Source organism: Paraburkholderia sp. EG286B, from assembly GCF_040965655.1.
In the GTDB taxonomy this organism is placed as follows: domain Bacteria; phylum Pseudomonadota; class Gammaproteobacteria; order Burkholderiales; family Burkholderiaceae; genus Paraburkholderia.
The window spans coordinates 23,158-45,765 of record NZ_JBFRCF010000007.1; the positions used below are offsets into that span (position 1 = coordinate 23,158).

Annotated in this window: 19 protein-coding genes and 1 pseudogene; 14 read left to right on the top strand and 6 right to left on the bottom strand. The window is 64.9% G+C overall.

From position 1 onward, the window contains the following. The first annotated feature begins 53 nt into the window (after positions 1-53). Entirely contained in the window at positions 54-4,133 is a 4,080-nt protein-coding gene (locus AB4Y42_RS16685; RefSeq protein WP_368694765.1) for a CheR family methyltransferase, read from the top strand. Positions 4,134-4,167: 34 nt separating this feature from the next. After that, positions 4,168-4,761 (top strand): recombinase family protein, encoded by a 594-nt coding sequence (locus AB4Y42_RS16690; RefSeq protein ID WP_368688058.1) that lies wholly within the window; start codon positions 4,168-4,170, stop codon positions 4,759-4,761. Here AB4Y42_RS16690 and AB4Y42_RS16695 read toward each other — a convergent pair. Then, positions 4,754-5,110 carry a hypothetical protein gene (locus AB4Y42_RS16695; protein ID WP_324141858.1) on the bottom strand — a complete coding sequence of 119 codons (357 nt, stop codon included), beginning with the start codon at positions 5,108-5,110 and terminating at the stop codon, positions 4,754-4,756. The genes AB4Y42_RS16690 and AB4Y42_RS16695 overlap by 8 nt on opposite strands. A gap of 279 nt (positions 5,111-5,389) precedes the next feature. Here AB4Y42_RS16695 and hpnJ point away from each other — a divergent pair, with 279 nt between their 5' ends. Both hpnJ and AB4Y42_RS16705 read left to right on the top strand, forming a co-directional pair. Further along, positions 5,390-6,811 carry a hopanoid biosynthesis associated radical SAM protein HpnJ gene (hpnJ, locus tag AB4Y42_RS16700; RefSeq protein WP_368688057.1) on the top strand — a complete coding sequence of 474 codons (1,422 nt, stop codon included), beginning with the start codon at positions 5,390-5,392 and terminating at the stop codon, positions 6,809-6,811. Between the two features lie 259 nt (positions 6,812-7,070). Next, positions 7,071-8,765 (top strand): ATP-binding protein, encoded by a 1,695-nt coding sequence (locus AB4Y42_RS16705; protein ID WP_368694766.1) that lies wholly within the window; start codon positions 7,071-7,073, stop codon positions 8,763-8,765. Here the strand turns inward: AB4Y42_RS16705 and AB4Y42_RS16710 are convergent. The 4 genes from AB4Y42_RS16710 to AB4Y42_RS16725 all read right to left on the bottom strand — a co-directional run bounded on the left by AB4Y42_RS16710 (position 8,762) and on the right by AB4Y42_RS16725 (position 11,216). Continuing rightward, a complete protein-coding gene (locus AB4Y42_RS16710) occupies positions 8,762-8,917 on the bottom strand; it encodes a hypothetical protein (RefSeq protein ID WP_169739106.1) in 156 nt (51 codons plus the stop codon). The two genes, AB4Y42_RS16705 and AB4Y42_RS16710, sit on opposite strands and share 4 nt — an antisense overlap. Before the next feature lie 355 nt (positions 8,918-9,272). Beyond that, complete coding sequence (locus AB4Y42_RS16715; RefSeq protein WP_028204289.1) at positions 9,273-9,533, bottom strand: DUF1488 domain-containing protein; 261 nt, start codon at positions 9,531-9,533, stop codon at positions 9,273-9,275. Between the two features lie 81 nt (positions 9,534-9,614). Next, the gene (locus tag AB4Y42_RS16720) at positions 9,615-9,875 is read right to left on the bottom strand and encodes a hypothetical protein (protein ID WP_368694767.1); all 261 of its coding nucleotides are present in this window, start codon (positions 9,873-9,875) and stop codon (positions 9,615-9,617) included. 84 nt (positions 9,876-9,959) lie between these two features. Beyond that, a complete protein-coding gene (locus AB4Y42_RS16725) occupies positions 9,960-11,216 on the bottom strand; it encodes an MFS transporter (RefSeq protein WP_368694768.1) in 1,257 nt (418 codons plus the stop codon). 157 nt (positions 11,217-11,373) lie between these two features. Between AB4Y42_RS16725 and sufB the strand changes: the two genes are divergently transcribed. Genes sufB through AB4Y42_RS16760 form a run of 7 tightly spaced genes read left to right on the top strand, consistent with a single transcriptional unit; the run spans position 11,374 to position 17,358 of the window. Further along, positions 11,374-12,822 (top strand): Fe-S cluster assembly protein SufB, encoded by a 1,449-nt coding sequence (sufB, locus tag AB4Y42_RS16730; RefSeq protein WP_342923286.1) that lies wholly within the window; start codon positions 11,374-11,376, stop codon positions 12,820-12,822. Positions 12,823-12,835: 13 nt separating this feature from the next. After that, on the top strand, positions 12,836-13,648 hold the full coding sequence (gene sufC / locus AB4Y42_RS16735) for a Fe-S cluster assembly ATPase SufC (RefSeq protein WP_368694769.1): 813 nt from the start codon (positions 12,836-12,838) through the stop codon (positions 13,646-13,648). Then, the gene (gene sufD / locus AB4Y42_RS16740; protein WP_368694770.1) at positions 13,645-14,970 is read left to right on the top strand and encodes a Fe-S cluster assembly protein SufD; all 1,326 of its coding nucleotides are present in this window, start codon (positions 13,645-13,647) and stop codon (positions 14,968-14,970) included. The genes sufC and sufD overlap by 4 nt, the downstream gene beginning before the upstream one ends. Continuing rightward, positions 14,967-16,220 carry a cysteine desulfurase gene (locus AB4Y42_RS16745; protein WP_368694771.1) on the top strand — a complete coding sequence of 418 codons (1,254 nt, stop codon included), beginning with the start codon at positions 14,967-14,969 and terminating at the stop codon, positions 16,218-16,220. Before sufD ends, AB4Y42_RS16745 begins: the two co-directional genes overlap by 4 nt. Continuing rightward, positions 16,217-16,669 carry a Fe-S cluster assembly sulfur transfer protein SufU gene (gene sufU, locus AB4Y42_RS16750; protein ID WP_069262276.1) on the top strand — a complete coding sequence of 151 codons (453 nt, stop codon included), beginning with the start codon at positions 16,217-16,219 and terminating at the stop codon, positions 16,667-16,669. The genes AB4Y42_RS16745 and sufU overlap by 4 nt, the downstream gene beginning before the upstream one ends. Before the next feature lie 28 nt (positions 16,670-16,697). Next, a complete protein-coding gene (locus tag AB4Y42_RS16755) occupies positions 16,698-17,024 on the top strand; it encodes an SUF system Fe-S cluster assembly protein (RefSeq protein ID WP_368694772.1) in 327 nt (108 codons plus the stop codon). Between the two features lies 1 nt (position 17,025). Then, positions 17,026-17,358, top strand: coding sequence for a non-heme iron oxygenase ferredoxin subunit (locus AB4Y42_RS16760; RefSeq protein WP_368688049.1), 333 nt, complete (start codon positions 17,026-17,028; stop codon positions 17,356-17,358). 29 nt (positions 17,359-17,387) lie between these two features. On the opposite strand, the gene AB4Y42_RS16765 is transcribed toward AB4Y42_RS16760, so the two are convergent. Further along, the gene (locus tag AB4Y42_RS16765) at positions 17,388-19,331 is read right to left on the bottom strand and encodes an aconitate hydratase (protein WP_368694773.1); all 1,944 of its coding nucleotides are present in this window, start codon (positions 19,329-19,331) and stop codon (positions 17,388-17,390) included. Positions 19,332-19,508: 177 nt separating this feature from the next. Between AB4Y42_RS16765 and AB4Y42_RS16770 the strand changes: the two genes are divergently transcribed. From AB4Y42_RS16770 to AB4Y42_RS16780, 3 genes and pseudogenes are all read left to right on the top strand, one after another. Beyond that, positions 19,509-19,724 (top strand): hypothetical protein, encoded by a 216-nt coding sequence (locus tag AB4Y42_RS16770; protein ID WP_368688047.1) that lies wholly within the window; start codon positions 19,509-19,511, stop codon positions 19,722-19,724. Positions 19,725-19,793: 69 nt separating this feature from the next. Beyond that, on the top strand, positions 19,794-20,540 hold the full coding sequence (locus AB4Y42_RS16775; protein ID WP_368694774.1) for an SDR family NAD(P)-dependent oxidoreductase: 747 nt from the start codon (positions 19,794-19,796) through the stop codon (positions 20,538-20,540). Positions 20,541-20,976: 436 nt separating this feature from the next. After that, a pseudogene (locus tag AB4Y42_RS16780) lies at positions 20,977-22,536 on the top strand (phospholipase C); the annotation flags it as partial. Positions 22,537-22,608: the final 72 nt, after the last annotated feature.

Sequence of the window (22,608 nt, forward strand, 5' to 3'; positions counted from 1 at the left end):
GAGGGACGAGCGAGTGCGAACGCGATTCATTCCAACTTCAGGACCTGGCAACCATGCCGAAACGTCGTGGCCATGTGCCCCGCAGCCAGACCAATTACCCGATCGTCGGTATCGGCGCATCGGCGGGCGGCCTTAGTGCACTGCTGGCCTTCTTCGAATCCCTGCCCTCCCACACCTCGATGGCGTTCGTAGTGGTCGTCCATCTCGCGCCCGACCACGAAAGCAGTATGGCCGCGCTGCTGCGCAAGGCGACCAGCATGCCCGTGACGGAGGTGACGAGCCCGACGCCCATCGAGCCCGACCACGTGTACGTCATCACCCCGTCACTCGATCTGGCGATGGTGGACGACTATCTGCGCGTGTCCCCCAGTCAGCCTCAGGAGGGCCGCCGCGCGGCGATCGACGTGTTCTTCCGCACGCTCGCTGAAACGCATCGCGAGCGCGCCATCGGCATCGTGCTCTCGGGCGCGGGCTCGGACGGCTCCGCCGGCCTCTCGCGCGTCAAGGAAATGGGCGGCATCACGTTTGCCCAGGATCCCTCGGAGGCGGAATACGACAGCATGCCGCGCAGCGCCATCGCCACCAGCATGGTCGACTTCGTCATCACGGCGGCGGAGATGCCGCAGCGGCTGATGGACCTCTGGTCGACGACGAAGGAAATTCAACTGCCCGTCGCCGAAACCGAAGAGCGGCGCGAAGAGCATATCAACGAGGCGGCCGAGCGGGCGCTGCGCGAGATCATGATCATCCTGCGCACGCGCACGGCGCACGATTTCCGCCACTACAAGCGCGCCACGGTCCTGCGCCGCATCGAACGGCGCTTGCAGGTCAACGGCATCACCGACCTGCAGGCGTATCGCGACCATCTGCATCTGCATCCCGAGGAAACCCAGGCGCTGCTGCAGGACATGCTCATCAGCGTCACCAACTTCTTCCGCGACAAGGAAGCGTTCGACGTGCTCGAGCGCGAAGTCCTGCCGCAATTGTTCGAAGGGCGTGGCGAACAGGACCGCATCCGCGTGTGGTCGGTGGGCTGCGCCACGGGCGAGGAGGCCTATTCGCTGGCGATGCTGCTCCAGGAGCGCTCGCTCAAGTCGACGGAAGGCACCTCGTTCCAGGTCTTCGCGACCGACATCGACGAACGCGCGATTTCGTTCGCGCGCACGGGTCTCTTTCCCGACTCGATCCTCGCCGACGTCACGCCGGCACGCGTGCGCCAGTTCTTCTCCAAGGACGCCGCGCATTATCGTGTGAAGAAAGAACTGCGCGAGCACATGCTGTTCGCGCATCACAACGTGCTGAGCGATCCGCCGTTTTCGCGCCTCGACCTGATCTGCTGCCGCAACCTGCTGATCTATCTGGACCGCGAAGCGCAGATCGAAATCCTCAAGATGTTCCACTTCGCGCTGCGCCCGGGCGGCGTACTGTTCCTCGGCAGCTCCGAGTCGGCGGACAGCGTGAGCTCGATGTTCACGGTGGTGGACAAGCGCAACCGCATTTACCGCGCGAACATGGCGGTGCGCGGCGACACGCCCGTGCCCGTGGCGATTTCCGGCACGATGAACGCGCGGCCCGTGGTCGCGACCGTGCAGCCGCCGGGGCGCCGCCGCTTTTCGTTCGGCGACCTGCACCAGCGCCTCGTCGAACAGTACGCGCCGCCTAGCGTGCTGGTGAGCCGCGATTCGGAAATCGTGCATCTGTCCGACCGCGCGGGCCGCTTCCTCCAGTATTCGGGCGGCGAGCCTTCGCACAACATCGTTGCCGCCGTGCGCCCGGAATTGCGGCTCGAGCTGCGCACCGCGATCTACCAGGCGCTGCACACGAACCGCAGCGTCGAGGCGCGGCGCGTGCGTCTGGAGCGCGACGGGCGCTCGTATTTCGTCAACATGACGGCGCGGCCGGTGCACGACCCCGAGGCCAACGCCGACTTCGTGCTGGTGCTCTTCGACGAAGTCGAAGACAGCATGAGCGGGGCGGAAACGGTTTCCGTGGACGTGCAGAAGGACCCGATCATCACGCAGCTCGAACGCGAACTGCAGCGCACCAAGGAGCAGCTGCAGTCGACCATCGAGCAGTCGGAAACCTCGACGGAAGAGCTGAAGGCGTCCAACGAGGAGCTGCAGGCGATCAACGAGGAACTGCGCTCGGCGACCGAGGAACTCGAAACCAGCAAGGAAGAGCTGCAGTCGATCAACGAGGAGCTCACCACCGTCAACGCGGAGCTGAAGTCGAAGGTCGAAGAGACCAGCAAGATCAACGACGACTTGCAGAACCTGATCGCCGCGAACGATATCGGCACAATCTTCGTCGACCGCAACATCTGCATCAAGCGCTACACGCCGCGCGCGACCGACGTGTTCAGCATCATTCCCTCGGATATCGGCCGCTCGCTGCTCGACATCACGCACCGGCTCGAATACGACAAGCTCGCCGACGACGCCGCCGAAGCCTTCGACTCGCTGCGCCTGATCGAGCGCGAGCTGAAGAGCAACGACGGGCGGTGGTATCTCGCGCGCTTCGTGCCGTACCGCACGACCGAAGACCGTATCGACGGCGCGGTGCTCTCGTTCATCGACATCACCGGGCGCCGCCAGGCCGAAGACCAGTTGCGCGAAGGCGAGCGGCGCATGCGCATCGTCGCCGAGGGCACGAAGGACTACGCGATCATCACGTTCGACGACGAAGGCTACATCACGAGCTGGAACGCGGGCGCGGAGCGCATTTTCGGTTATACGGAGGCCGAAATGATCGGCCAGTCCGCCGATCTGCTCTCGACCGAAGAAGACCGCGTGAACAAGGTCGCCGACCGCGAGTTCGCGCTCGCGCGCCAGCACGGCCGCACCGACGAAGAGCGCTGGCACCTGCGCAAGGACGGCACGCGCTTTTTCGCGAGCGGCGTGCTTTCGCGCCTCGATGAAGCCGGCGTGAGCGGCTTTGCCAAGATCGCGCGCGACCTGGGCGAACTCGTGCCCGCGGACGCGGACCTGCGCGAGACCACGCTCGAACAGGTGCGCGACGCCGGCGAGCGCGACGGACAGCGGCGCCAGGACGAGTTTCTCGCCGTGGTGTCACACGAACTCAAGCATCCGCTCAATCTGATCTCGGCGAGCGCGGAACTCATTGCGCGGGCGCCGGAAACGCGCCAGAGCCTGAACCTCACGCGCGCCGCGGACACGATCCGGCGCACCGTGGTCGGCCAGGCGCAGATCATCGACGACCTGCTGGACATTTCGCGCGTGCGCACCGGCAAGCTCTCGGTCATGCGTTCGGCGGTGGACATGCGCGAGATCGTGCAGCGCGTTTGCCACGCCGTGCAGTTCGAGGCGCAGCAGCGCGGCATTGTGCTGAACGTCTCGATCAGCCAGACGCCGGTGATTTTGCATGCCGATTTCACGCGCATCGAGCAGATTGTCTGGAACCTCATCAGCAATGCGATGAAGTTCACCAATCGCGGTTCGGTGGACGTCTTGCTCGACGTCGCCGAAGACGAAGCCGTGCTGCGCGTGAAGGACACCGGCACCGGCATCGAACCGGCGCTCCTGCCGCATATCTTCGACATGTACAAGCAAAGCCGCCAGTCCGCCGCGCGGCGCTCGGGTCTCGGCATTGGTCTTGCGCTCGTGCGGGAACTCGTGACGATCCACGGCGGCAGCGTGCGCGCGGAGTCGCAAGGCCTCGGGCGCGGCGCGACGTTCACGGTGACGCTGCCGATGCAGCGTTCGTTCGCGCATGCGGAAAGCCGCGACGGCGCGGCCATCGCGTCGCTGCAGGGGCTCCGTATCCTGATGGTCGACGACGACACCACCACAGTCGAAACGTTCAAGCTGCTGCTGGAAAGCGAGGGTGCGAAGGTGCAGACGGCCACGAGCGGCGAGGAAGCGCTGACGCTGCTCAACGGCACTGCGCCGGATCTCGTGCTCTCCGATCTCGGCATGCCGGGCATGGACGGGTACGAGTTCATCGGCAAGCTGCGTTCGCAGCCCGCGCTCGAATCGGTGATCTGCATCGCGCTGAGCGGCTTTGGCCAGGAGGCCGATGTCGAGCAGTCCGAGCAGGCGGGTTTCGACGCGCACCTCAAGAAGCCGGTGTTGCTCGAAGACCTGCTGGCGACTTTCGCGCGCTTGCGACGCTAGTTCGCGCGCCTCCGGGCGAGTACGGGAGCCACGTGTGCAACGGACGTTTTTCTACATCAACGGCGCAAGCGACGGCGAGTTTCCCGAGCGGGAACTGATCCAGCTCGACAAGGCGGGCTACACGGTGGCGCTCAGCCGTGTGGCCATGGACGCGGTGGCGCCGTATGTGGCCGCCGCCGAACGGCCCGCGTTGACGAGACTGCTCGGACGCATCGATCCCGAGGACGAACTCGTGGTTCTGCAGCTTTCCGCCCTGGGCTGCAACGCGCGCGACGTGCTCGCCACGCTGCTCAACTGCCGCAAGGGAAAGATTGGCGTGCGCTGTGTCGAACTGGGCGGCGTCGATCTCACGGGGCGCCCCGAGCCGCAAGCGGTCAAGATGCTGCGCGCGGTGGTGCGCATGGAGGCGGCCACCCGCAGCGAACGCAGCCGCAACGGCCTGAAGGCCGCGCAGCGCAGCGGGCGCCCCACGGGCAGGCCCGCCTCGCTCTCGGCGCACGACCGCGCGCGCGTGATGAGCTCGCTGGGCAGCGGACTCTCGGTGAGCGAGGTGGCGCGGCGCTTCGGCACTTCGCGGCAGACGGTCCTGCGCATACGCGCCGCCGCGGGAACACCGGATCTCACGTAACCAGCGTATAAGGGTCGGCTTCCAGCGCGACGCCCGCCCCGCGTATCACCTGCATGTAAGCGAACGTGTCACCCACTGCCGCGCTCGCTTGCTCCGCGAGACTGCGCACATCGGCCGATTTTTCGGCGCTCGCCATCATGGATTCGAGCACGGCGGAATCCGCGAAGCCGTGCGCGGCCGCTGCACTGAGCACCGCATCGAGGATACGCCGGGCCGCCGCTCGGGCATCGACCGATGCGAGCGGGGCACGGTAGGCGAGAAAGCCCGCCATCAGCAGAAAGTCCGCTGGGCTGATACGGTGGCCATTGCCAACCGGCACGCCTTCCGGCATGTCGTGATATCGCGACATACATCGCCTCCCGGTTTGGAGCGCTGTGAATGCTGCTGCGGATGCCAGGAAAATATAGTACAGAAAGCATCGCTCATGCCGACGAATGCGGGGTTCTACTGTGTTCGACCGGCGGCGGCCTTGTTAAGTGGGGCTTTCGATAAGCGGTACAGACGTTTTTTCGACGTGCCGCGGCAGCAAGTCGTAGTATTCTTGACCCGGGCAAAGCCGCCAACCAGCAAAAGTGTCATGTTTTTGTAGGCTTCGAGACAAATTCACGATTTTTCTCCGAGGGCATTCATGAAAACGCTGTTTCTGCAGGCACCTTCGTATGAAGGCTTCGATGGCGGCGCGGGCTCGCGCTTCCAGACGAAGCGCGAAATCCGTTCGTTCTGGTATCCCACGTGGCTCGTTCAGCCCGCCGCGCTGGTCGAAGGCAGCCGCGTGGTGGATGCCCCCGCAGACGACCTGACGCTCGAAGCGACCCTGGATATTGCACAGGAATACGAACTCATTATCATTCACACGAGTTCGCCCTCGTTCCAGAGCGACATCCAGTTCGCCGAGCACCTGAAGCGGCGCAAGAGCACGATTCTCATCGGCATGATCGGCGCCAAGGTGGCGGTCGATCCGCATGGTTCGCTGACCGCAAGCAATGCGCTCGATTTCGTGTGCCGCGAAGAATTCGACTTCACGTGTCTCGAGATCTCCCAGGGGCGGCCGTTCGACTCGATCCTGGGCCTGAGCTATCGGCTGCCCGACGGCGGCATCATGCACAACGACGCCCGGCCGATCCTCGAAGACATGGATCAGCTTCCCTTCGTCTCGCCGATCTACAAGCGCGACCTCACGCCCGAGCATTATTTCAGCGGCTATCTCAAGCATCCGTATCTCTCGCTCTACACGGGGCGCGGCTGCAAGTCCCGCTGCACCTTCTGTCTCTGGCCGCATACGGTGGGGGGCCATCGCTATCGCACGCGCTCGGTCGAGCACGTGCTGGAAGAGGTGAAATGGATTCGGGACAACATGCCCGAAATCAAGGAGATCATGTTCGACGACGACACGTTCACGGATCTCAGGCCGCGCGCCGAAGAGATCGCGCGCGGGCTGGGCAAGCTGGGCGTGACGTGGTCGTGCAATGCCAAGGCGAACGTGCCGTACTCGACGCTCAAGGTGATGAAGGACAACGGCTTGCGTCTGTTGCTCGTGGGCTTCGAATCCGGCGACGACCAGATTCTCGTCAACGTCAAGAAGGGTGTGCGCACGGACTTCGCGCGCCAGTTCAGCGAGGACTGCCGCAAGCTCGGCATCAAGATTCACGGGACCTTCATCCTCGGCCTGCCGGGCGAGACGCATGAAACGATCCAGAAGACCATTCAGTACGCGAAAGAGATCAATCCCCATACCATTCAGGTCTCGCTCGCCGCGCCTTATCCCGGCACGGTGCTGCATAAGCAGGCGGTCGAAAACGGCTGGCTGAACGATACCAAGGTCATCACACTCATCAATTCGGCCGGCACCCAGGCCTCGACGATCGGCTATCCGCACCTGTCGCGCGAAGAGATCTACCTTGGCGTCGAGGAGTTCTACAAGCGCTTCTATTTCCGGCCGTCGAAGATCTGGGAAATTGTCCGCGAGATGCTGGTGAGCTGGGAAATGATGAAGCGGCGCCTGCAGGAGGGCGCAGAGTTCTTCAAATATCTCCGCGCGCGCAAGGTCTGAAGCCGCCGGCGTCCCCTTCAGGGGAAACGCCCGGCATTTCCGGGCGTTTCCCTTGTCACTCGTCTGGCACAGTCCCCGTCTTTTTTCGTCGGCAGAATTGCGCGCAAGTCGCGCTGCGGCGTGCAGCACGCGCCTGACCGAAATGCTGTCATTACGAACGACCTGCGGCAATTAACATTCTTTCCGGCGGTGCATAAAATGGCTCAGCCCTATTACGTACGCCATAAATAGCTTCATCGGGCCACCGGAGGAGACCGCAATGGCACCGGAAGGCAGGTCGCCCGCCATCGCCGACATCGATGCGCGGCCGTCTCGCGCGCCCGACCATGCGCGCGAGAATCAGGCGCTGCTCGCTCTGGTCACCGCGCAACTGGACTCGCGCGAAGTGTTGTTGCAGAGGATTGCTGACTTTGCGATGCGTCTGTGCTGCGCGCAATCGGCCGGCATCAGTTTGCTGGAACACGAAGGCGAAGAGCGCTACTTTCGCTGGCACAGCGTGGCCGGCAAGTTCGCGAACCTGTGCGGCACCCGAATCCACTGGAACGACTGTCCGTGCGCCGTCGTGCTCGAAGCCGGCAAGCCGCTGCTTTTCACCGCGCTGAGCGACGATTTCCCGGTTCTCGCCCCCGCATGCGCCGTCGTGCAGGAGGCGCTCATCCTGCCCATCGTTTCGAAAGAGCGGCAACTGGGTGCGATCTGGGCCGCCTCGCTCGAAGAACGTTCGCGCTTCACCCGCGAAGACCAGCGCGTGCTCAGCGAGTTTGCCGCCGTGGCCGGCTCGGCGCTCGATTTGGTCGAGGCGCGCGACCATAGCCGCATGCAGACGCAGCGCTATTCGGAAGTGATCGCCGTGCTCGCGCACGAGTTCCGCAACCCGCTCGCGCCGCTCGAAAACGCGTTCCAGGCGCTCCAGATGATCTGCGAAGACCGCGCGCCGCAGCGCGAATACTTCGCGGTTGCGCAGCGCCAGATCGCGCAGCTCAAACGTCTGATGGACGAACTGCAGGATGCCTCGCGCCTCGACCATGACAAGCTGAGCATCGACCCCACCGATGCGTCGTTGAACGAAATCCTCTCCGACGCGCTCGCCTCCATTCGCGAGCGTGCGCAGGCGCGCAGGCATACGCTGAGCGTGCATCCGCTTGCCGGCGACCTGCGGCTGTTCGCCGACCCGACGCGGCTCACGCAGGTGATCGTGAACCTGCTGTCCAATGCCGTGCGCTATACGCCCGACGGTGGCGAGATCGCGCTCGTCGTCGAACACAAGGACACGGGCGACGCACGCTGCGTCGAGATCTCGATTCGCGACAACGGCATCGGGATCGACCCGGCCGTGCTCTCGCGCATTTTCGAGCCGTTTGCGCAATTCGCGGGCAAGAGTGCGCGGCTGGAAGGGGGGCTCGGCATCGGGCTTCCCATCGCGCAGCGGCTCGCGCAGCTGCATGGCGGCGAGATTCTCGTGACGAGCGAGGGGATCGGGCGCGGCACGCTGGCGCGTCTCTCGATTCCCGTGCGAACCGGCAGCGCCGAAGCCGTCAAGCCGCTCGCCGCCGTGCTGGCGGGCAACGGCCCGGCGCGCGTGCTCATCGTCGACGACAATGCCGACGCGTGTTTCGCACTCGGCGCGTTGCTCGAGCTGGAAGGGCATGAAGTCAGAACGGCCGGCGACGGCACGAGCGCACTGACTGTGCTGAGGCAATGGAAGCCGCATCTCGCGCTCGTCGATATCGGCATGCCGGGCATGAACGGCTACGAGCTGGCGGAGCGCATGCGCGCCATGCCGGATCACGCCGACGTGATGCTGGTCGCGCTGAGCGGCCATGTTTCGGACGGTGACCGGGCGGCCGCGCTGGCGGCCGGCTTCCATGCGCATCTCGCGAAGCCCGCCGATATCGGACGGCTGCGCGCGATGCTCGCGACGTGCGCGCAAGACGCCTGGCGCGAGGCCGGCTAGCGCAGGTGCGAAGAGCGGATGCCGTTGTGATGGTGGAGATTGCGCAACAGGCTTGCGCGGCGCCGTTCGCGGCGATAGTGCGCGATCACGGCCGTGGCCGCGATGACCAATACCATGACGCCGATGGCGGTTCCCCACTGCAGTGCGTCCATGTCTGCCTCCTTGTCACGTCAGGGCCGTCGCGTCGAGGCGAACGGGTTCAAGCGTAGTGTGGCTGGCAGGGTGCGTTCCGCGGCAAGCGCCGGGGGAAACAACGCGACGCACACGAAAGGGTGGCGCTGGTCGCGGACGCAAGAAAAGATTAGCCGATTGCGATGTGCAATTGAACCGCGCGGGCGTGTACGGATGCCGGCCATTGTGGACACTTCGGCTTCGCCAGACTGGCACTCGGACGAGCGCTCTTGAGTTCTTTGGGGAAGTATCGAGGCCTGCCTGGAGCAGGCCACTCTGGCTGACGATTCGAACCCGGTTGCGGTTGCGGTTGCGATTGCGCTTGCGTCGGCGCGCTTACTCCAGATCGCGCGTTTCGAGCTCCACGGACTGGCCCCCGTTTTTCTCCAGCGCGTGCCGCGCGGCCAGTTCGATGCTCGGGCGGTTCGCCTCGAAGGCGCTCAATAGCGCATGCGCCGAGGTGCCGGTGTTGCCGAAGCGATCGTTCAGCGCGTCGAGCGACACGCTGCACCATACCGGGCGGTTGTCCACGTTGGCTTCGAACGCGACGCGTGCGGCAGCCACAGCGTGGCGGCGACTCGTGAATTCGATTCTCATCTTGGTCCTCCGTGAGTTCTATCGTTTAAGGGTAGAGCCTGGTGCAGCCAATGGTGAGTTCTTTTTGCGCTTCTTTTTGCGCTACTTGGCCTGAGCGTCGCTGGCGGGGTCGCTGCGCATCATCTTGTCGTGGGTGGCGGGCCCCTTGGGTTTTTTCACAGGCATGTTGTCGGGGTTGGTGGGGTTCGATTCGCTTGCCGTGCCAGGCACGGCTGCCGGCGGCTTCACCATCGGCGGCGCAGGGGGATGAGCGGGTGTTTGGGTCTGTGCGTTGACCGACAGCGAGGCGACGAGCGCCACACAGGCGATCGCGCCCCAGACGGGAACATGCAGTGGCTTCATGGCTTCTCCGTTGGCATTCTTCGTCATGTGCCGCAGGGTGTCGCGAATCGCATGCCTGCTCGCGTGCACTCGCGGCCATCGTCGTCAGTGAAACAACGCCGATGTGTCGACGTCGGCGAGTTGTTCCAGTTCGTCGCGGCGCGTGTCGCACGACCGGCGGATGGTCGCGCCCTGCGTGACCCAGATGGCCAGCGCGACGACGGCGAGGCTGCCGAGCGCGAGAAACGCCGCTGGATAGCCGAAGCGGTTGGCGAGCCACCCGCCCAGCAGCGGACTCAGGCAGCCGCCCGCGGCCTGCACCGCAAGCACGGCGCCCTGACCGAGATTCACGCGGCCGCTGCCATGCAGCAAATGCACCACGAGCGCGGGGATGGCGACGCTCTGCAAACCGGAGCCGAGTCCGTCGAAGACCTGCACGGGCAGGATGCCCCACGGCGACGCCAGCCACGCGGCGAATACGCCGCGCAGCGGCAGCGTGAGGAGCGTCGCGAGAATGACCCACCAGAAGCCCCAGCGGCGAATGATGCGGCTTGCGAAGACTGCGGCCGTGAGCATGACGACCTGCGAGATGATGATGTTGGCGGCGGTGATCTGGTTGGCGTCGCCGTGATGCGCCGCCGCGACGGCAAGACTGTAGAGCGGCAGCATAGCGGAATTGCCGAGACTGAACGCCGCGAGCGACGCGGCGAGCAGCAGCAGCGGGCGGCAGTGCAACAGCATGCGCATGCGCTCGGCGCGCACCTGCGAACGATCTTTTGCGTCGTCGTGCACGAGGCCGCGCGCGTAGTGCCGGTGCACCGAACGCGGGGGAATGAGCAGCACGGACGCGATACACGCGAGACCGAATGCCGCGCCCAGCACGAACACGTAGGCAATGCCGAGCCACCATCCGAGCGCGCCGGACAACGCCGCGGCGATGATGTTGCCGGCATGGTTCGCGACCTGGTTGCGCCCGTATTGCCGGTCGAAGTTCTTGCGGCCGACCATGCCGAGCGTCAATCCCGTCAACGCGGGGCCCATGACCGAACCCCCGACGGCTGTGGCTGTCTGCGAAAACGCGATCGGCCAGTAGCCGTGCGAGAGCCAGATGACGCAAGCGGCGACGATGGTCAACAGGCTGGCGCCGACGACCACCGCGCGGCGGCGATAAACAGCGTCGACGAGCGCGCCGCCGGGCACTGTCGCGAGCGTGCCGATCACCGCGCCCATGGTCAGCACGGTGCCGATCGTTTCGGGCGTCCAGCCATGCGCCTGCAGATAGATGCCGAGAAAGGGGCCCGCGCCCGCCTGCACGTCCGCGGCGAAGAAACTGACGGCCAGTAGTGGAAGGGTCGGCTTCACGCGGATGCGTTGTCATTTCTCTCTTGTAAGAAGGGGCTTTCGCATCGGGCATGCCTGCTGCGCGCGTCATGCGCTGCGGTTAAACCCCGGCCATGCCAGGGTTTTGCCAGGGGTTCTAGAATGAGGTCATGAGTGTAAAGGAGACCGTAATAACGTCATGGATACACAAGCGAAAACATTCGAGGAATTGCTGCGGCGGGAATATCGGCACGGGTTCGTTTCGGACGTGCAGTCGGACACGTTGCCACGTGGTTTGTCCGAGGACGTGATCCGTCTCATCTCGGCGCGCAAGCAGGAGCCGGACTTCATGCTCGAATGGCGGCTCGCCGCCTACCGGCATTGGCTCACGATGACCGAGCCGCATTGGGCGAGCATCGAACACCCGCCCATCGACTTCCAGGACATCGCCTACTACTCGGCGCCGCACACGCAGGCGAACCGTCCGAAGAGCCTCGCCGAGGTCGATCCGGAACTCCTGCGCACCTACGAAAAGCTCGGCGTGCCGCTGCAGGAGCGCGAGATGCTCGCGGGCGTGGCCGTGGACGCGGTATTCGACAGCGTCTCCGTCGCCACGACGTTCCGCCGGCAGCTGGGCGAGCTTGGCATCGTCTTCTGCTCGTTCTCGGAAGCGGTGCGCGACCATCCGGACCTCGTGCGCCAGTATCTCGGCTCGGTCGTGCCGTACACCGACAACTTCTTTGCCACGCTCAACTCGGCCGTCTTCAGCGACGGCTCGTTCTGCTATATCCCGCCGGGCGTGCGCTGCCCGATGGAGTTATCCACCTACTTCCGCATCAACGCGCGCAACACGGGCCAGTTCGAGCGCACGCTCATCGTGGCCGACAAGGGCGCCTACGTGAGCTACCTGGAAGGCTGCACCGCGCCGATGCGCGACGAAAACCAGCTGCACGCCGCTGTGGTGGAACTCGTCGCACTGGAAGGCGCGCAAATCCGCTACTCGACGGTGCAGAACTGGTATCCGGGCGACGCGCAGGGGCGCGGCGGCATCTACAACTTCGTGACGAAGCGCGGCGACTGCCGCGAGGCCAACGCGAGGATTTCGTGGACCCAGGTCGAAACCGGCTCCGCCATTACGTGGAAGTATCCGAGCGTGATCCTGCAGGGCGACAACTCGATCGGCGAGTTTTATTCGGCGGCGCTCACCAACCACTATCAGCAGGCCGATACCGGTACGAAGATGGTGCATATCGGGCGCAATACGCGCAGCACGATTCTCTCCAAGGGGATCTCGGCCGGCCGCGGCAAGAACGCCTATCGCGGGCTCGTGAAAATGGCGCGCTCGGCCGAGAACGCGCGCAACTACACCCAGTGCGATTCGCTGCTGCTCGGCGACCGCTGCAGCGCCTTCACGTTTCCGTACATCGAGGTGAAGAACCCGAGCGGGAAAGTCGAACACGAAGCGTCCACGTCGCGGATCGGCGAAGACCAGTTGTTCTATTGCCGGCAGCGCGGGCTCAGTGAGGAGGACGCGGTGTCGATGATCGTCAACGGCTTTTGCAAGGACGTGCTCAAGGAACTGCCGATGGAATTCGCCGTGGAAGCGCAGAAGCTGCTGGGCGTGAGCCTGGAAGGCAGCGTAGGTTGAGAGGGAGAAAAGAATGCTGGAAATTCGCAATCTGAATGTCGAAGTGGAAAGCAAGCCGATTCTGCGCGGGGTGGATTTACGCGTGAATGCGGGCGAGGTTCACGCGATCATGGGGCCGAACGGCTCCGGCAAAAGCACACTCGCCCATGTGCTGGCGGGGCGCGAGCAATACGTGGTCACGGGGGGCAGCGTGCAGTACGACGGCTGCGACCTGCTCGCGCTTGCGCCCGACGAGCGCGCGCGCCGCGGGCTCTTTCTCGCGTTTCAGTATCCGGTGGAAATACCGGGCGTGAGCAATATCTATCTGCTCAAGGCCGCGCTCAACGCGCAGCGCAAGCATCGTGGCGAAGCGGAACTCGACGCCATGGACTTTCTCGCAATGGTGAAGGAAAAAATGGCGGCCATGGAGATGAAGGAAGACCTGCTCTACCGGGGCGTGAACGAAGGGTTTTCGGGCGGCGAGAAAAAGCGCAACGAGGTGCTGCAGATGACGGTGCTGGAGCCGCGTCTCGCCATTCTCGACGAGACCGACTCGGGGCTCGATATCGACGCGTTGCAACTCGTCGCCCGTGGTGTGAACCAGATGCGCAGCGCGGACCGGGCCATCGTGCTCGTGACGCACTACCAGCGCCTGCTCGACTACATCGTGCCGGACCAGGTGCACGTGCTTGCGCAGGGGCGCATCGTGCGCTCGGGTTCGCGTGAGCTTGCGCTAGAGCTGGAGCGCAAGGGTTATGGCTGGCTCGGCGAGCAGGATGACGACGGACCGGCAGCGGGGCAAGGCGCCGGCACGCAACACACGGCAGCGGCCAGGGAGCAACGATGAGCGAATCAACGCGCGAGCATTACCGCGACGCCTTCCGCACGATGGCGGGGACGCTGGCGGGCGTCGAGCTGCCGTGGTTGCGTAAGGCGAGACGGCACGCGTTCGACCGGTTCGAGACGCTGGGCTTTCCTGGCACGCAACTCGAAGCGTGGAAATACACCAATGTGATGCCGATTGCGAAGCCGCATTGGCATTTCATGCCTTCGGACGGCGAGCAAACCGACTACGCCCGCCTGATCGACGACCTCGTGCCCGCCGACGCGGGCGGCCGTATCGTGTTCGTGAACGGCCGCCACGTGCCGAAGCTCTCGTCCTTGCCGCCTTTGCCGGAAGGCGCGTTCGTCGGCACGCTCGCGCAGGCGATGCGCAGGATTCCTGAGCGGGTCGAATCGATCATGGCGCGGCGTGCGCCCGAGGACGGCTTTGCGGCGCTCAACGGCGCGTTTCGCAGCGACGGCTACGTGGTCGTGCTGCCGCCCGGCTGCGCGCTGGACTTGCCGCTGCACGTGCTGTTCTTCAGCAGCGAGGCCGCGCTCGCCATGCATCCGTTCAACGCGGTGGTGGCGGAGCGGGGGGCGCGTTGCTCGATCGTCGAGCAGTTCGCGGGCATTACCGACGAAGCCTATTTCGTCAACACCGCCACGGAAATCGTCGCCGACGAAGAGGCCGACGTTCAGCATTGCCGTATCCAGCAGGAAGCGCGCAGCGCGTTTCATATCGCGCACGTGGGCGTTTCGCAGCGGCGCGCGAGCCACTTCACCTCGCACTCGTTCGCGTTCGGCGGCGCGTTGTCGCGCACGCAGATCGACACGCGCCTCGACGCGGAAGACGCGCAAGCCGACCTGAACGGCCTGTATTTCGTCAGCGCGCGGCAGCACGTGGATCATCACACGCGCATCGACCATGAGATGCCGCGCGGCACGAGCCGGGAATACTATCGCGGCGTGCTCGACGGCGCTTCGCATGCGGTATTCGATGGCCGCGTGATCGTGCATCAGGACGCGCAGCAGACGAACGCGCACCAAGGCAACGACAATCTGCTGCTCTCGCGCAACGCCGAGATCGACACGAAGCCGCAACTGGAGATTCACGCCGACGACGTGAAGTGCACGCACGGCGCGACCGTCGGCCAGCTCGACGAGAGCCCGCTCTTTTATCTGCGCTCGCGCGGCATGGACGAGCGCATGGCGCGGGCGCTCCTCGTGTGGTCGTTCGCGCGCGTGAGCGTGGATCGCGTGGAAAGCGCCGCGCTGCGCGGCCGGCTCACACAACAGCTGCTCGCGCGCCTGCCCGGCGGCGAGTACCTGCGGGGACTGTCATGAATCTACTCGAACCGGTGGGCATTCCCGACGCCGAAGCGGTCATCGGCTGGCGCCGCGACTTTCCGATTCTGCGGGAAAGCGTGCACGGCAAGCCGCTCGTGTACCTCGACAACGCGGCGACCACGCAGAAGCCCGCGAGCGTGATCGCCGCCGAGCAGGCCTATTACGAGCACGACAATGCCAACGTGCATCGCGGCGTGCATCTGCTGTCGCAGCGGGCGACCGATGCCTACGAGGGCGCCCGCGCGCGCATTGCGCGTTTCATTCACGCGGCGCACGAGAAGGAGATCGTGTACACGCGCGGCACCACGGAAGCGATCAACCTGGTGGCGCAAAGCTACGCGCGGCCGCGCCTTCAACCCGGCGACGAAGTGCTCATCACCGCGATGGAGCATCACTCGAATATCGTGCCGTGGCAGCTCGTCTGCGCGCAGACGGGCGCGCTGCTCAAGGTGGCGCCGATCGACGACGACAGCACGCTCGACCTCGACGCTTTCGCACGCCTGCTCGGCCCACGCACGCGCATGGCGTCGGTGGCGCATGCGTCGAACGCGCTGGGCACCGTCAATCCGCTTGCACAGATGATCGGGCTTGCGCATGCGCGCGGCGTGCCGGTGCTGGTCGACGGCGCGCAGGCGATTGCGCATCTTCCCGTGGACGTGGCCGCGCTCGATTGCGACTTCTACGCGTTCTCGGGGCACAAGATCTACGGTCCCACCGGCATTGGCGCGCTGTATGCGAAGGCTGCGCTGCTGGAAGCCATGCCGCCATGGCAGGGCGGCGGCGACATGATCCGCTCCGTGACGTTCGAGAAGACCGAGTACAACGTCATTCCGTGGCGCTTCGAAGCGGGCACGCCGAACATTGCCGGCGCGATCGGGCTCGGCGCCGCGCTGGACTACGTCGGTGCGATCGGCCTGGAAGTGGCACAACGGCACGAGGCCGATCTGCTCGCGTATGCCGACGCGGCATTGCGTGCGATGCCTAACGTGCGAAGGATTGGAACGGCGAAAGAAAAACTCGGCATCGTCTCGTTCGTCATGGAGAACGCGCACGCCCACGACATCGGCACGATACTCGATCAATGCGGCGTGGCCGTGCGCACGGGCCATCATTGCGCGATGCCGGTGATGGACCGGTATGGCGTGCCGGCCACGGTGCGCGCCTCGTTTGCGCTGTACAACACGCGCGCCGAAGTCGACGCGCTGCTGGACGGCCTTGCGCGCGTCGAGGAGGTGTTTCCGCTATGAGCGACTTGCGCGACCTGTACCAGGAAACGATCTTCGACCATTACCGGCGGCCGCGGAACTGTCACACCGTGCCCGGTGCAACGCATAGCGCCGAAGGCTACAACCCATTGTGCGGCGACCGCGTCACCTTGTATCTGCGTATCGAGGACGGCGTGGTCAAGGACGCCGGCTTCGAGGGCGCGGGGTGCGCGATCGCAACGGCTTCGGCCTCGTTGATGACCGAAGCGCTCAAGGGCCGCACGCAAGCGGAGGTCGAGGCGCTGTTCGAACGCTTTCACGCGATGGCAACGGCGCCTTCGGACCGCCCGGCCTCTGCCGAAGGGCTCGGCAAGCTCGCGGTGCTCGCGGGCGTGCGCGAATTTCCGGCGCGCATCAAGTGCGCGACACTCGCGTGGCACACGCTGCACGCCGCGTTGCGCGACGAGCGCGGGACCGTTTCGACGGAATGACTCTGCGCGTGCCTGGAGGCAATTGACGATGAATACGCAAACGGCGAGCAACGACCTGCGCGAACGCGTGATCGACGCGCTGCGCTCGGTGTTCGATCCGGAGATACCGGTGAACATCTACGATCTGGGGCTCGTGTATCAACTGGACGTGGACGCCGAAACGGGTCACGTGACGATCCGCATGACGCTGACCGCGCCGGGCTGCCCGGTCGCGCAAACCTTCCCCGGCACGGTCGAAGAATACGTGAACGAGGTGGAAGGCGTGAGCGAGACGAACGTGGAGCTGGTCTGGGACCCGCCGTGGACGAGGGCGCGCATGTCCGAAGCGGCGCTGCTGCAACTGGGGATGCTCTGACATGGCCGACTGGGTGGACGTGGCGCCATACGCCGAGTTTCAACCGGGTTCCGTACGCAGCGTCGATGTGGACGGCACAGCGGTCGCCGTATTCAATCTCGACGGGACCTGTTATGCGATCGAGGACACCTGTCCGCACGACGGCGGCGTGCTCACGGGTGGCGACGTGGAGGGCGACGAGGTGATTTGCCCGCGCCATGGCGCCCGTTTTTGCATCAAGACGGGCAAGGTGCTCGCGCCGCCCGCGTATGAGGACGTCGCGGTGTTCGCGGTGCGCGTGGAAGCGGGCATGGTGCAGGTGCGCGATACACGCTGGGACGAAGGCTTTTCCTGAACGCGGCGCCCCTGCCGACGCCGCACGTCTTACGTACGCTGCAATCGCTGCTGTGTCCAGTTGAGCACGCCGCCACTGCGCAGGTACTCGACCTGCCGTTGCGTCAGCGTATGGCGGGTTTCGAGCGTGCGTTTGCCGTCCTCCAGCGTGATCTTCAATGGCTTGCCCGAGGCTAGCGCCGTCTGGATGCCCTCGAAATGGAGCGTGTCGCCGGCTTTGATCGATTCGTAATCCTGTTCATTGGCGAACGTGAGCGGCAGAATGCCGAAATTTACTAGATTCTGGGCATGAATGCGCGCGAAGCTTTTGGCAATCACCACGCGCAGGCCGAGAAATCGCGGCGCGAGCGCGGCATGTTCGCGGCTCGAGCCCTGCCCGTAGTTGCCGCCGCCAATCACGCAGTGATCGCCCGTGTCGCGCGCGCGTTTCGCGTAAGTGTCGTCGATGCGCTCGAAGGCGAACTCGGCCAGCTTCGGCACGTTGCTGCGAAACGGCAGCACGCGGGCGCCCGCAGGCAAGATTTCGTCGGTGGACACGTTGTCGGCCGCCTTCAGTAACACGGGTAAATCGAAGCTTTCGGGCAAGGGTTCGAAGTCCGGCAGGCTCGCGATGTTGGGGCCCTTCTTCAAGGCGACTTCGGCCGCGTCTTCGCGCGCCAGCGGTCTCGCGAACATGGCGCGATGAACAATGGGGTGATCCGGGTCGCTGATGCGCGGGTAGGGCATGGGCAGCGTGCGCGGGTCGGTGATTTCCCCCGCGAGCGCGGACGCCGCGGCGGTTTCCGGGCTCACGAGACAAACCTTGTCTTCGGGCGTGCCCGAGCGGCCCGGAAAATTGCGCGGCACGGTGCGCAGCGACAGCGTGCTCGTGGCCGGCGCCTGGCCCATGCCGATGCAGCCGTTGCAGCCCGCCTGGTGCAAGCGTGCGCCCGCGTGCAGCAGATCCTGCACGTAGCCTTCGCGCGAGAGCATCTCGAGCTGCGCGCGTGACGTGGGATTGACGTCGAACGACACGCGCTCGTGCACGGCCTTGTCGCGCACAATGGCCGCGGCCACCGCGAAATCGCGGTAACCGGGATTGGCGGAGGAGCCGATATAGGCCTGATAAATGGGCTCGCCGGCCACCTCTTTCACGGTGACCACATTGCCGGGGCTCGAAGGCATGGCAATGAGCGGCACAAGCGACGAGAGATCGATTTCGTCCTCGATGTCATAAGCCGCCCCCGCATCGGCGCCCAGTTCGCTCCAGTCGTTCTCGCGTTGCCAGGCGCGCAAGAAGCGCCGCGTTTCGCGGTCGGAGGGAAATATGCTTGCCGTCGCGCCGAGTTCCGCGCCCATGTTGGCGATGACGTGACGGTCCATCGCGCTCAGACACGCAAGGCCCGGGCCGTGATATTCGATGATCCTGCCAACGCCGCCGTCTACGCCATGGCGGCGCAGCATTTCGAGAATCACGTCCTTGGCGCTGACCCAGTCGGGCAGGCTGCCCGTGAGCCGGATGCCCCATATTTGCGGCATGCGCGTGAGGAACGGTTCGCCCGCGATGGCCTGCGCCACTTCGAGCCCGCCCGCGCCGATCGCCAGCATGCCGAGTGCGCCCGCCGCGGGCGTGTGGCTGTCGGAGCCGAGCAGGGTTGCGCCGGGTTTGCCGAAGTTTTCCTGATGGCAGGGGTGGCTCACGCCGTTGCCGGGCCTCGAGTACCACAGGCCAAAACGTTCGGCGGCGCTGCGCAGGAAGAGGTGGTCGTCGGCATTGCGGTAATCTTCCTGGATCAGGTTGTGATCGACGTATTGCACGCTGAGCTTCGTTCTTGCGTAATCGAGGCCCATGGCCTCGAGTTCGAGCATGACGAGCGTGCCGGTTGCGTCCTGGGTCAAGGTCTGGTCGACGGAGATGCCGATTTCATCGCCCGCGGAAAGCTTGCCGTGTACGAGATGCGAAGCGATGAGTTTTTGAGCGACATTGAGGTGCATGATCGTCCCTCATTCTGGGTGGGCATAGGGGCTTTGCAAAGGAATGGAGCAATGCCTGCGCCCAGCTGTCGGCGGCATAATTGGGTGCGCGGATCGATGCAATGGCCGATCGACTCGATCACGCCGATCGCGCCGGTTTCCGCGCTTTGCATGCGTTGCAACTATCGAGAGGCATCCATGAAGGCACTGTTCCATCTCGCGGCGGCTGCCGCGGCAGGCACGCTCGTCATGTTTTATCTGGACCCGGTTTCCGGGCCGCGTCGCCGCGCGAAGCTGCGCACGCCGCCGTTTTCGCGCCGTGGCGGCCGTGCGAACGCCCACGGCCATGCGGCCGGGCTGGGCGTGGACGGCGAACTGGCGGGCCCGGGCGGCGGCATTGGCACCGCGCCGTGAGCGCGTCAAGGCGAGCGTCTTGCGCAAGGGCGGCGGTGCAGTGGCAACCCAACGCTGAAGGAGTCCGCCATGTCCGCTCTTTTACCCGACCTCAATCATCGCGTTGCGCTCGTGACCGGCGGCTCGCGCGGGATCGGCCGCGCCATTGCCGTGGCGCTGGCTTCGGCTGGCGCGGCGGTCGGCGTGAACTACCGGCAGCGCGCCAATGAAGCAGAGCAGGTCGTCGCGCAGATCGAAAGCGCCGGGGGCCGCGCTCTCGCGGTGCGCGCCGACGTGTCGTCGGCCAGCGAGGTCACGAGCATGATCGGCGAGATCGAGCGCCGCCTCGGCGCGGTCGATGTGCTCGTGAACAACGCCGGTACAGGCACGTTCAGCGACATCGAGTCGCTTACAGAGGCCGAATTCGACCACACGCTCGCCGTCAATCTCAAGTCGGCGTTTCTTTGCACGCAGGCGGTGCTGCCCGGCATGCGCGCGCGCCGCTGGGGGCGCATCGTCAATCTGTCGTCGGCGGCCGCGCGCGGCGGGGGCCTCGTCGGCGTTCATTACAACGCTTCGAAAGCGGGCCTCGAAGGCTTGACGCGCGGCTACGCCTCGCGCGTGGCACGGGAAGGCGTGACCGTGAACGCCGTCGCGCCCGGACCCATCGACACGGAAATGGCCGCGCCGCTGAAAGCCGCGAACGTCGCCGAGCGGCTGCCGGTTGGCCGTCTCGGTGAAGCCGATGAGGTCGCACAGGTCGTGTTGATGGTGGTCGGCAACGGTTTCGTCACGGGGCAGACCATTGCCGTCAACGGCGGCGTCAGTTTCATCTAGGCCGCCTGTTCACTTTCGGCTCGCCGCGTAGCGGCCCGGTTCAATTGGTTCACCTTGTTTGCTAACCGGTGCGCGTCAGCGCGCTGCGCAATCTTCATACCTGAATGTAGTCTGGCTTTATCGCTTCAGCGATTCGGCGTCAAACTTTCCAGTCGAAAATATTTCGTAAGGAGTCTGACGCCGAGCATTCATACCTCGATGCTCTAATCCTCATGCCGTGTAGCCTCCGCATTCAGCTGGCATGAGCGCCACGATGCGAGCTGCATAACGCCTTCACCCGGCTTCACGGTGATCCCGACAATACGAAACCAACCAGGAGCCGAAAATGCAATGGCGTCATGTCGCAGTTGGTTCGCTCACAGCCGCAGCACTCGCATCGACAGTTGCGTGGAGTGCTGGTGACGATCACGACAAGAATCATCCGGAACACAATCACACCGCCACTCCGATCAAGCACCTGGTCGTGATTTATGGCGAGAACGTCTCGTTCGACCACTACTTCGCGACTTATCCGCACGCGACCAACCCGTCCGGCGAGCCTGCGTTCCGGGCGCAACCGGGTACGCCCGAAGTGAACGGTCTTTCTGGCACGCTGCTGACGAAGAACCCGAACTTCACGAACACGGCCAATGGCGCGGGCGCGGCCAATCCGTTCCGTCTGGATCGCACGCAGGCGGCCACGGCCGACCAGAACCACGCGTATACGGCCGAGCAGCAGGCATACGACGACGGCCACGCCGACCTGTTCCCGTTGTACACGGGTAACGGCACGAGCGGCGGCGCCGGCGCGTTCGGCACGAAGGGCCAGGTGATGGGCTATTACGACGGCAACACCGTCACGGCGCTGTGGAACTACGCCCAGCACTTCGCGATGAGCGACAACGCCTATACGTCGACCTACGGTCCGTCGACGCCCGGCGCGCTCGAAGTGGTCTCGGGCCAGACCAACGGCATGAAGGTTGTGCTCACAACCAAGAAGCCTTCGGTCGCCGGTTCGTACTATGTGAACGACGGGCAGAACGGCTTTACGATGATCAACGACGTCGATCCGGCCTACGACCTCTGCTCGAGCGCGACCGATCAGGCGCAGATGACCGGCAAGAATATCGGCGACCTGCTGAACGCGCGTAACGTCTCGTGGGGTGGCTTCATGGGCGGCTTCAACCTCGCGACGACGAACAGCAACGGCACGACCGGCTGCAAGCGCAGCACGGTCTCGCCGGTGGTGGGCGCAGCGACGGCCGACTATATTCCGCACCACAACTGGTTCCAGTACTACGCTTCGACGTCGAACCCGCAGCATCTGCGTCCGAGCTCGCTCGCCGCGATCGGGCACACCGAAGGCAAGAACGGCAACCCCGACCCGGCGAATCACCAGTACGATAGCGACGACTTCTTCGCTGCCGTGAAGGCGGGCAATTTCCCGTCGGTGAGCTTCCTGAAGGCTCCGGCCTACCAGGATGGCCACGCCGGTTATTCGGACCCGCTCGACGAGCAGGCGTTCGTCACGAAGGTCGTGAACTTCCTGCAGGAACAGCATGACTGGGAAGATACGGCCGTGATCGTGGCATGGGATGACTCGGACGGCTGGTACGACCATGCCTACGCGCAGCCCACCAGCGCTTCGTACGACAGCGTGGCCGACCAGCTGACGGCCGCCGGCATCTGCGGCACGGGTTCGGCGCCTGCCGGCCTGAACGGCAAGCCCGTGAACGGCCGCTGCGGTCCGGGCACGCGCATTCCGTTCGTCGTGATCTCGCCGTGGGCGCGCGAGAACTACGTCGACCATACGCTGATCGACCAGTCTTCCGTGGTGCGTTTCATCGAAGACAACTGGCTTGATGGTCAGCGCATCGGCGGCGGTTCGTTCGATGCGACGGCGGGCAGCATCATGGGCATGTTCGACTTCGACCGCCGCGGCCGCGGCCACGAAGACCGCAGGCTGTACCTCGACCCGACGACGGGCGTGGCGCTCGACAAGGCACCGAAGGTCTGAGCGTTCAGGTTCGCTGACCGTTGTTGATGGGTAAAAAGAAGCGCGCCCCTGCGAGATTCGTCAAGCAGGGGC

Bases quoted from the DNA above. Each gene is read 5' to 3' on its own strand.
- AB4Y42_RS16685 (WP_368694765.1), top strand. From the start codon at position 54: ATGCCGAAACGTCGTGGCCATGTGCCCCGCAGCCAGACCAATTACCCG.
- AB4Y42_RS16695 (WP_324141858.1), bottom strand. From the start codon at position 5,110: ATGTCGCGATATCACGACATGCCGGAAGGCGTGCCGGTTGGCAATGGC.
- hpnJ (WP_368688057.1), top strand. From the start codon at position 5,390: ATGAAAACGCTGTTTCTGCAGGCACCTTCGTATGAAGGCTTCGATGGC.
- AB4Y42_RS16705 (WP_368694766.1), top strand. From the start codon at position 7,071: ATGGCACCGGAAGGCAGGTCGCCCGCCATCGCCGACATCGATGCGCGG.
- AB4Y42_RS16710 (WP_169739106.1), bottom strand. From the start codon at position 8,917: ATGGACGCACTGCAGTGGGGAACCGCCATCGGCGTCATGGTATTGGTC.
- AB4Y42_RS16715 (WP_028204289.1), bottom strand. From the start codon at position 9,533: ATGAGAATCGAATTCACGAGTCGCCGCCACGCTGTGGCTGCCGCACGC.
- AB4Y42_RS16720 (WP_368694767.1), bottom strand. From the start codon at position 9,875: ATGAAGCCACTGCATGTTCCCGTCTGGGGCGCGATCGCCTGTGTGGCG.
- sufB (WP_342923286.1), top strand. From the start codon at position 11,374: ATGGATACACAAGCGAAAACATTCGAGGAATTGCTGCGGCGGGAATAT.
- sufC (WP_368694769.1), top strand. From the start codon at position 12,836: ATGCTGGAAATTCGCAATCTGAATGTCGAAGTGGAAAGCAAGCCGATT.
- sufD (WP_368694770.1), top strand. From the start codon at position 13,645: ATGAGCGAATCAACGCGCGAGCATTACCGCGACGCCTTCCGCACGATG.
- AB4Y42_RS16745 (WP_368694771.1), top strand. From the start codon at position 14,967: ATGAATCTACTCGAACCGGTGGGCATTCCCGACGCCGAAGCGGTCATC.
- sufU (WP_069262276.1), top strand. From the start codon at position 16,217: ATGAGCGACTTGCGCGACCTGTACCAGGAAACGATCTTCGACCATTAC.
- AB4Y42_RS16755 (WP_368694772.1), top strand. From the start codon at position 16,698: ATGAATACGCAAACGGCGAGCAACGACCTGCGCGAACGCGTGATCGAC.
- AB4Y42_RS16760 (WP_368688049.1), top strand. From the start codon at position 17,026: ATGGCCGACTGGGTGGACGTGGCGCCATACGCCGAGTTTCAACCGGGT.
- AB4Y42_RS16765 (WP_368694773.1), bottom strand. From the start codon at position 19,331: ATGCACCTCAATGTCGCTCAAAAACTCATCGCTTCGCATCTCGTACAC.
- AB4Y42_RS16770 (WP_368688047.1), top strand. From the start codon at position 19,509: ATGAAGGCACTGTTCCATCTCGCGGCGGCTGCCGCGGCAGGCACGCTC.
- AB4Y42_RS16775 (WP_368694774.1), top strand. From the start codon at position 19,794: ATGTCCGCTCTTTTACCCGACCTCAATCATCGCGTTGCGCTCGTGACC.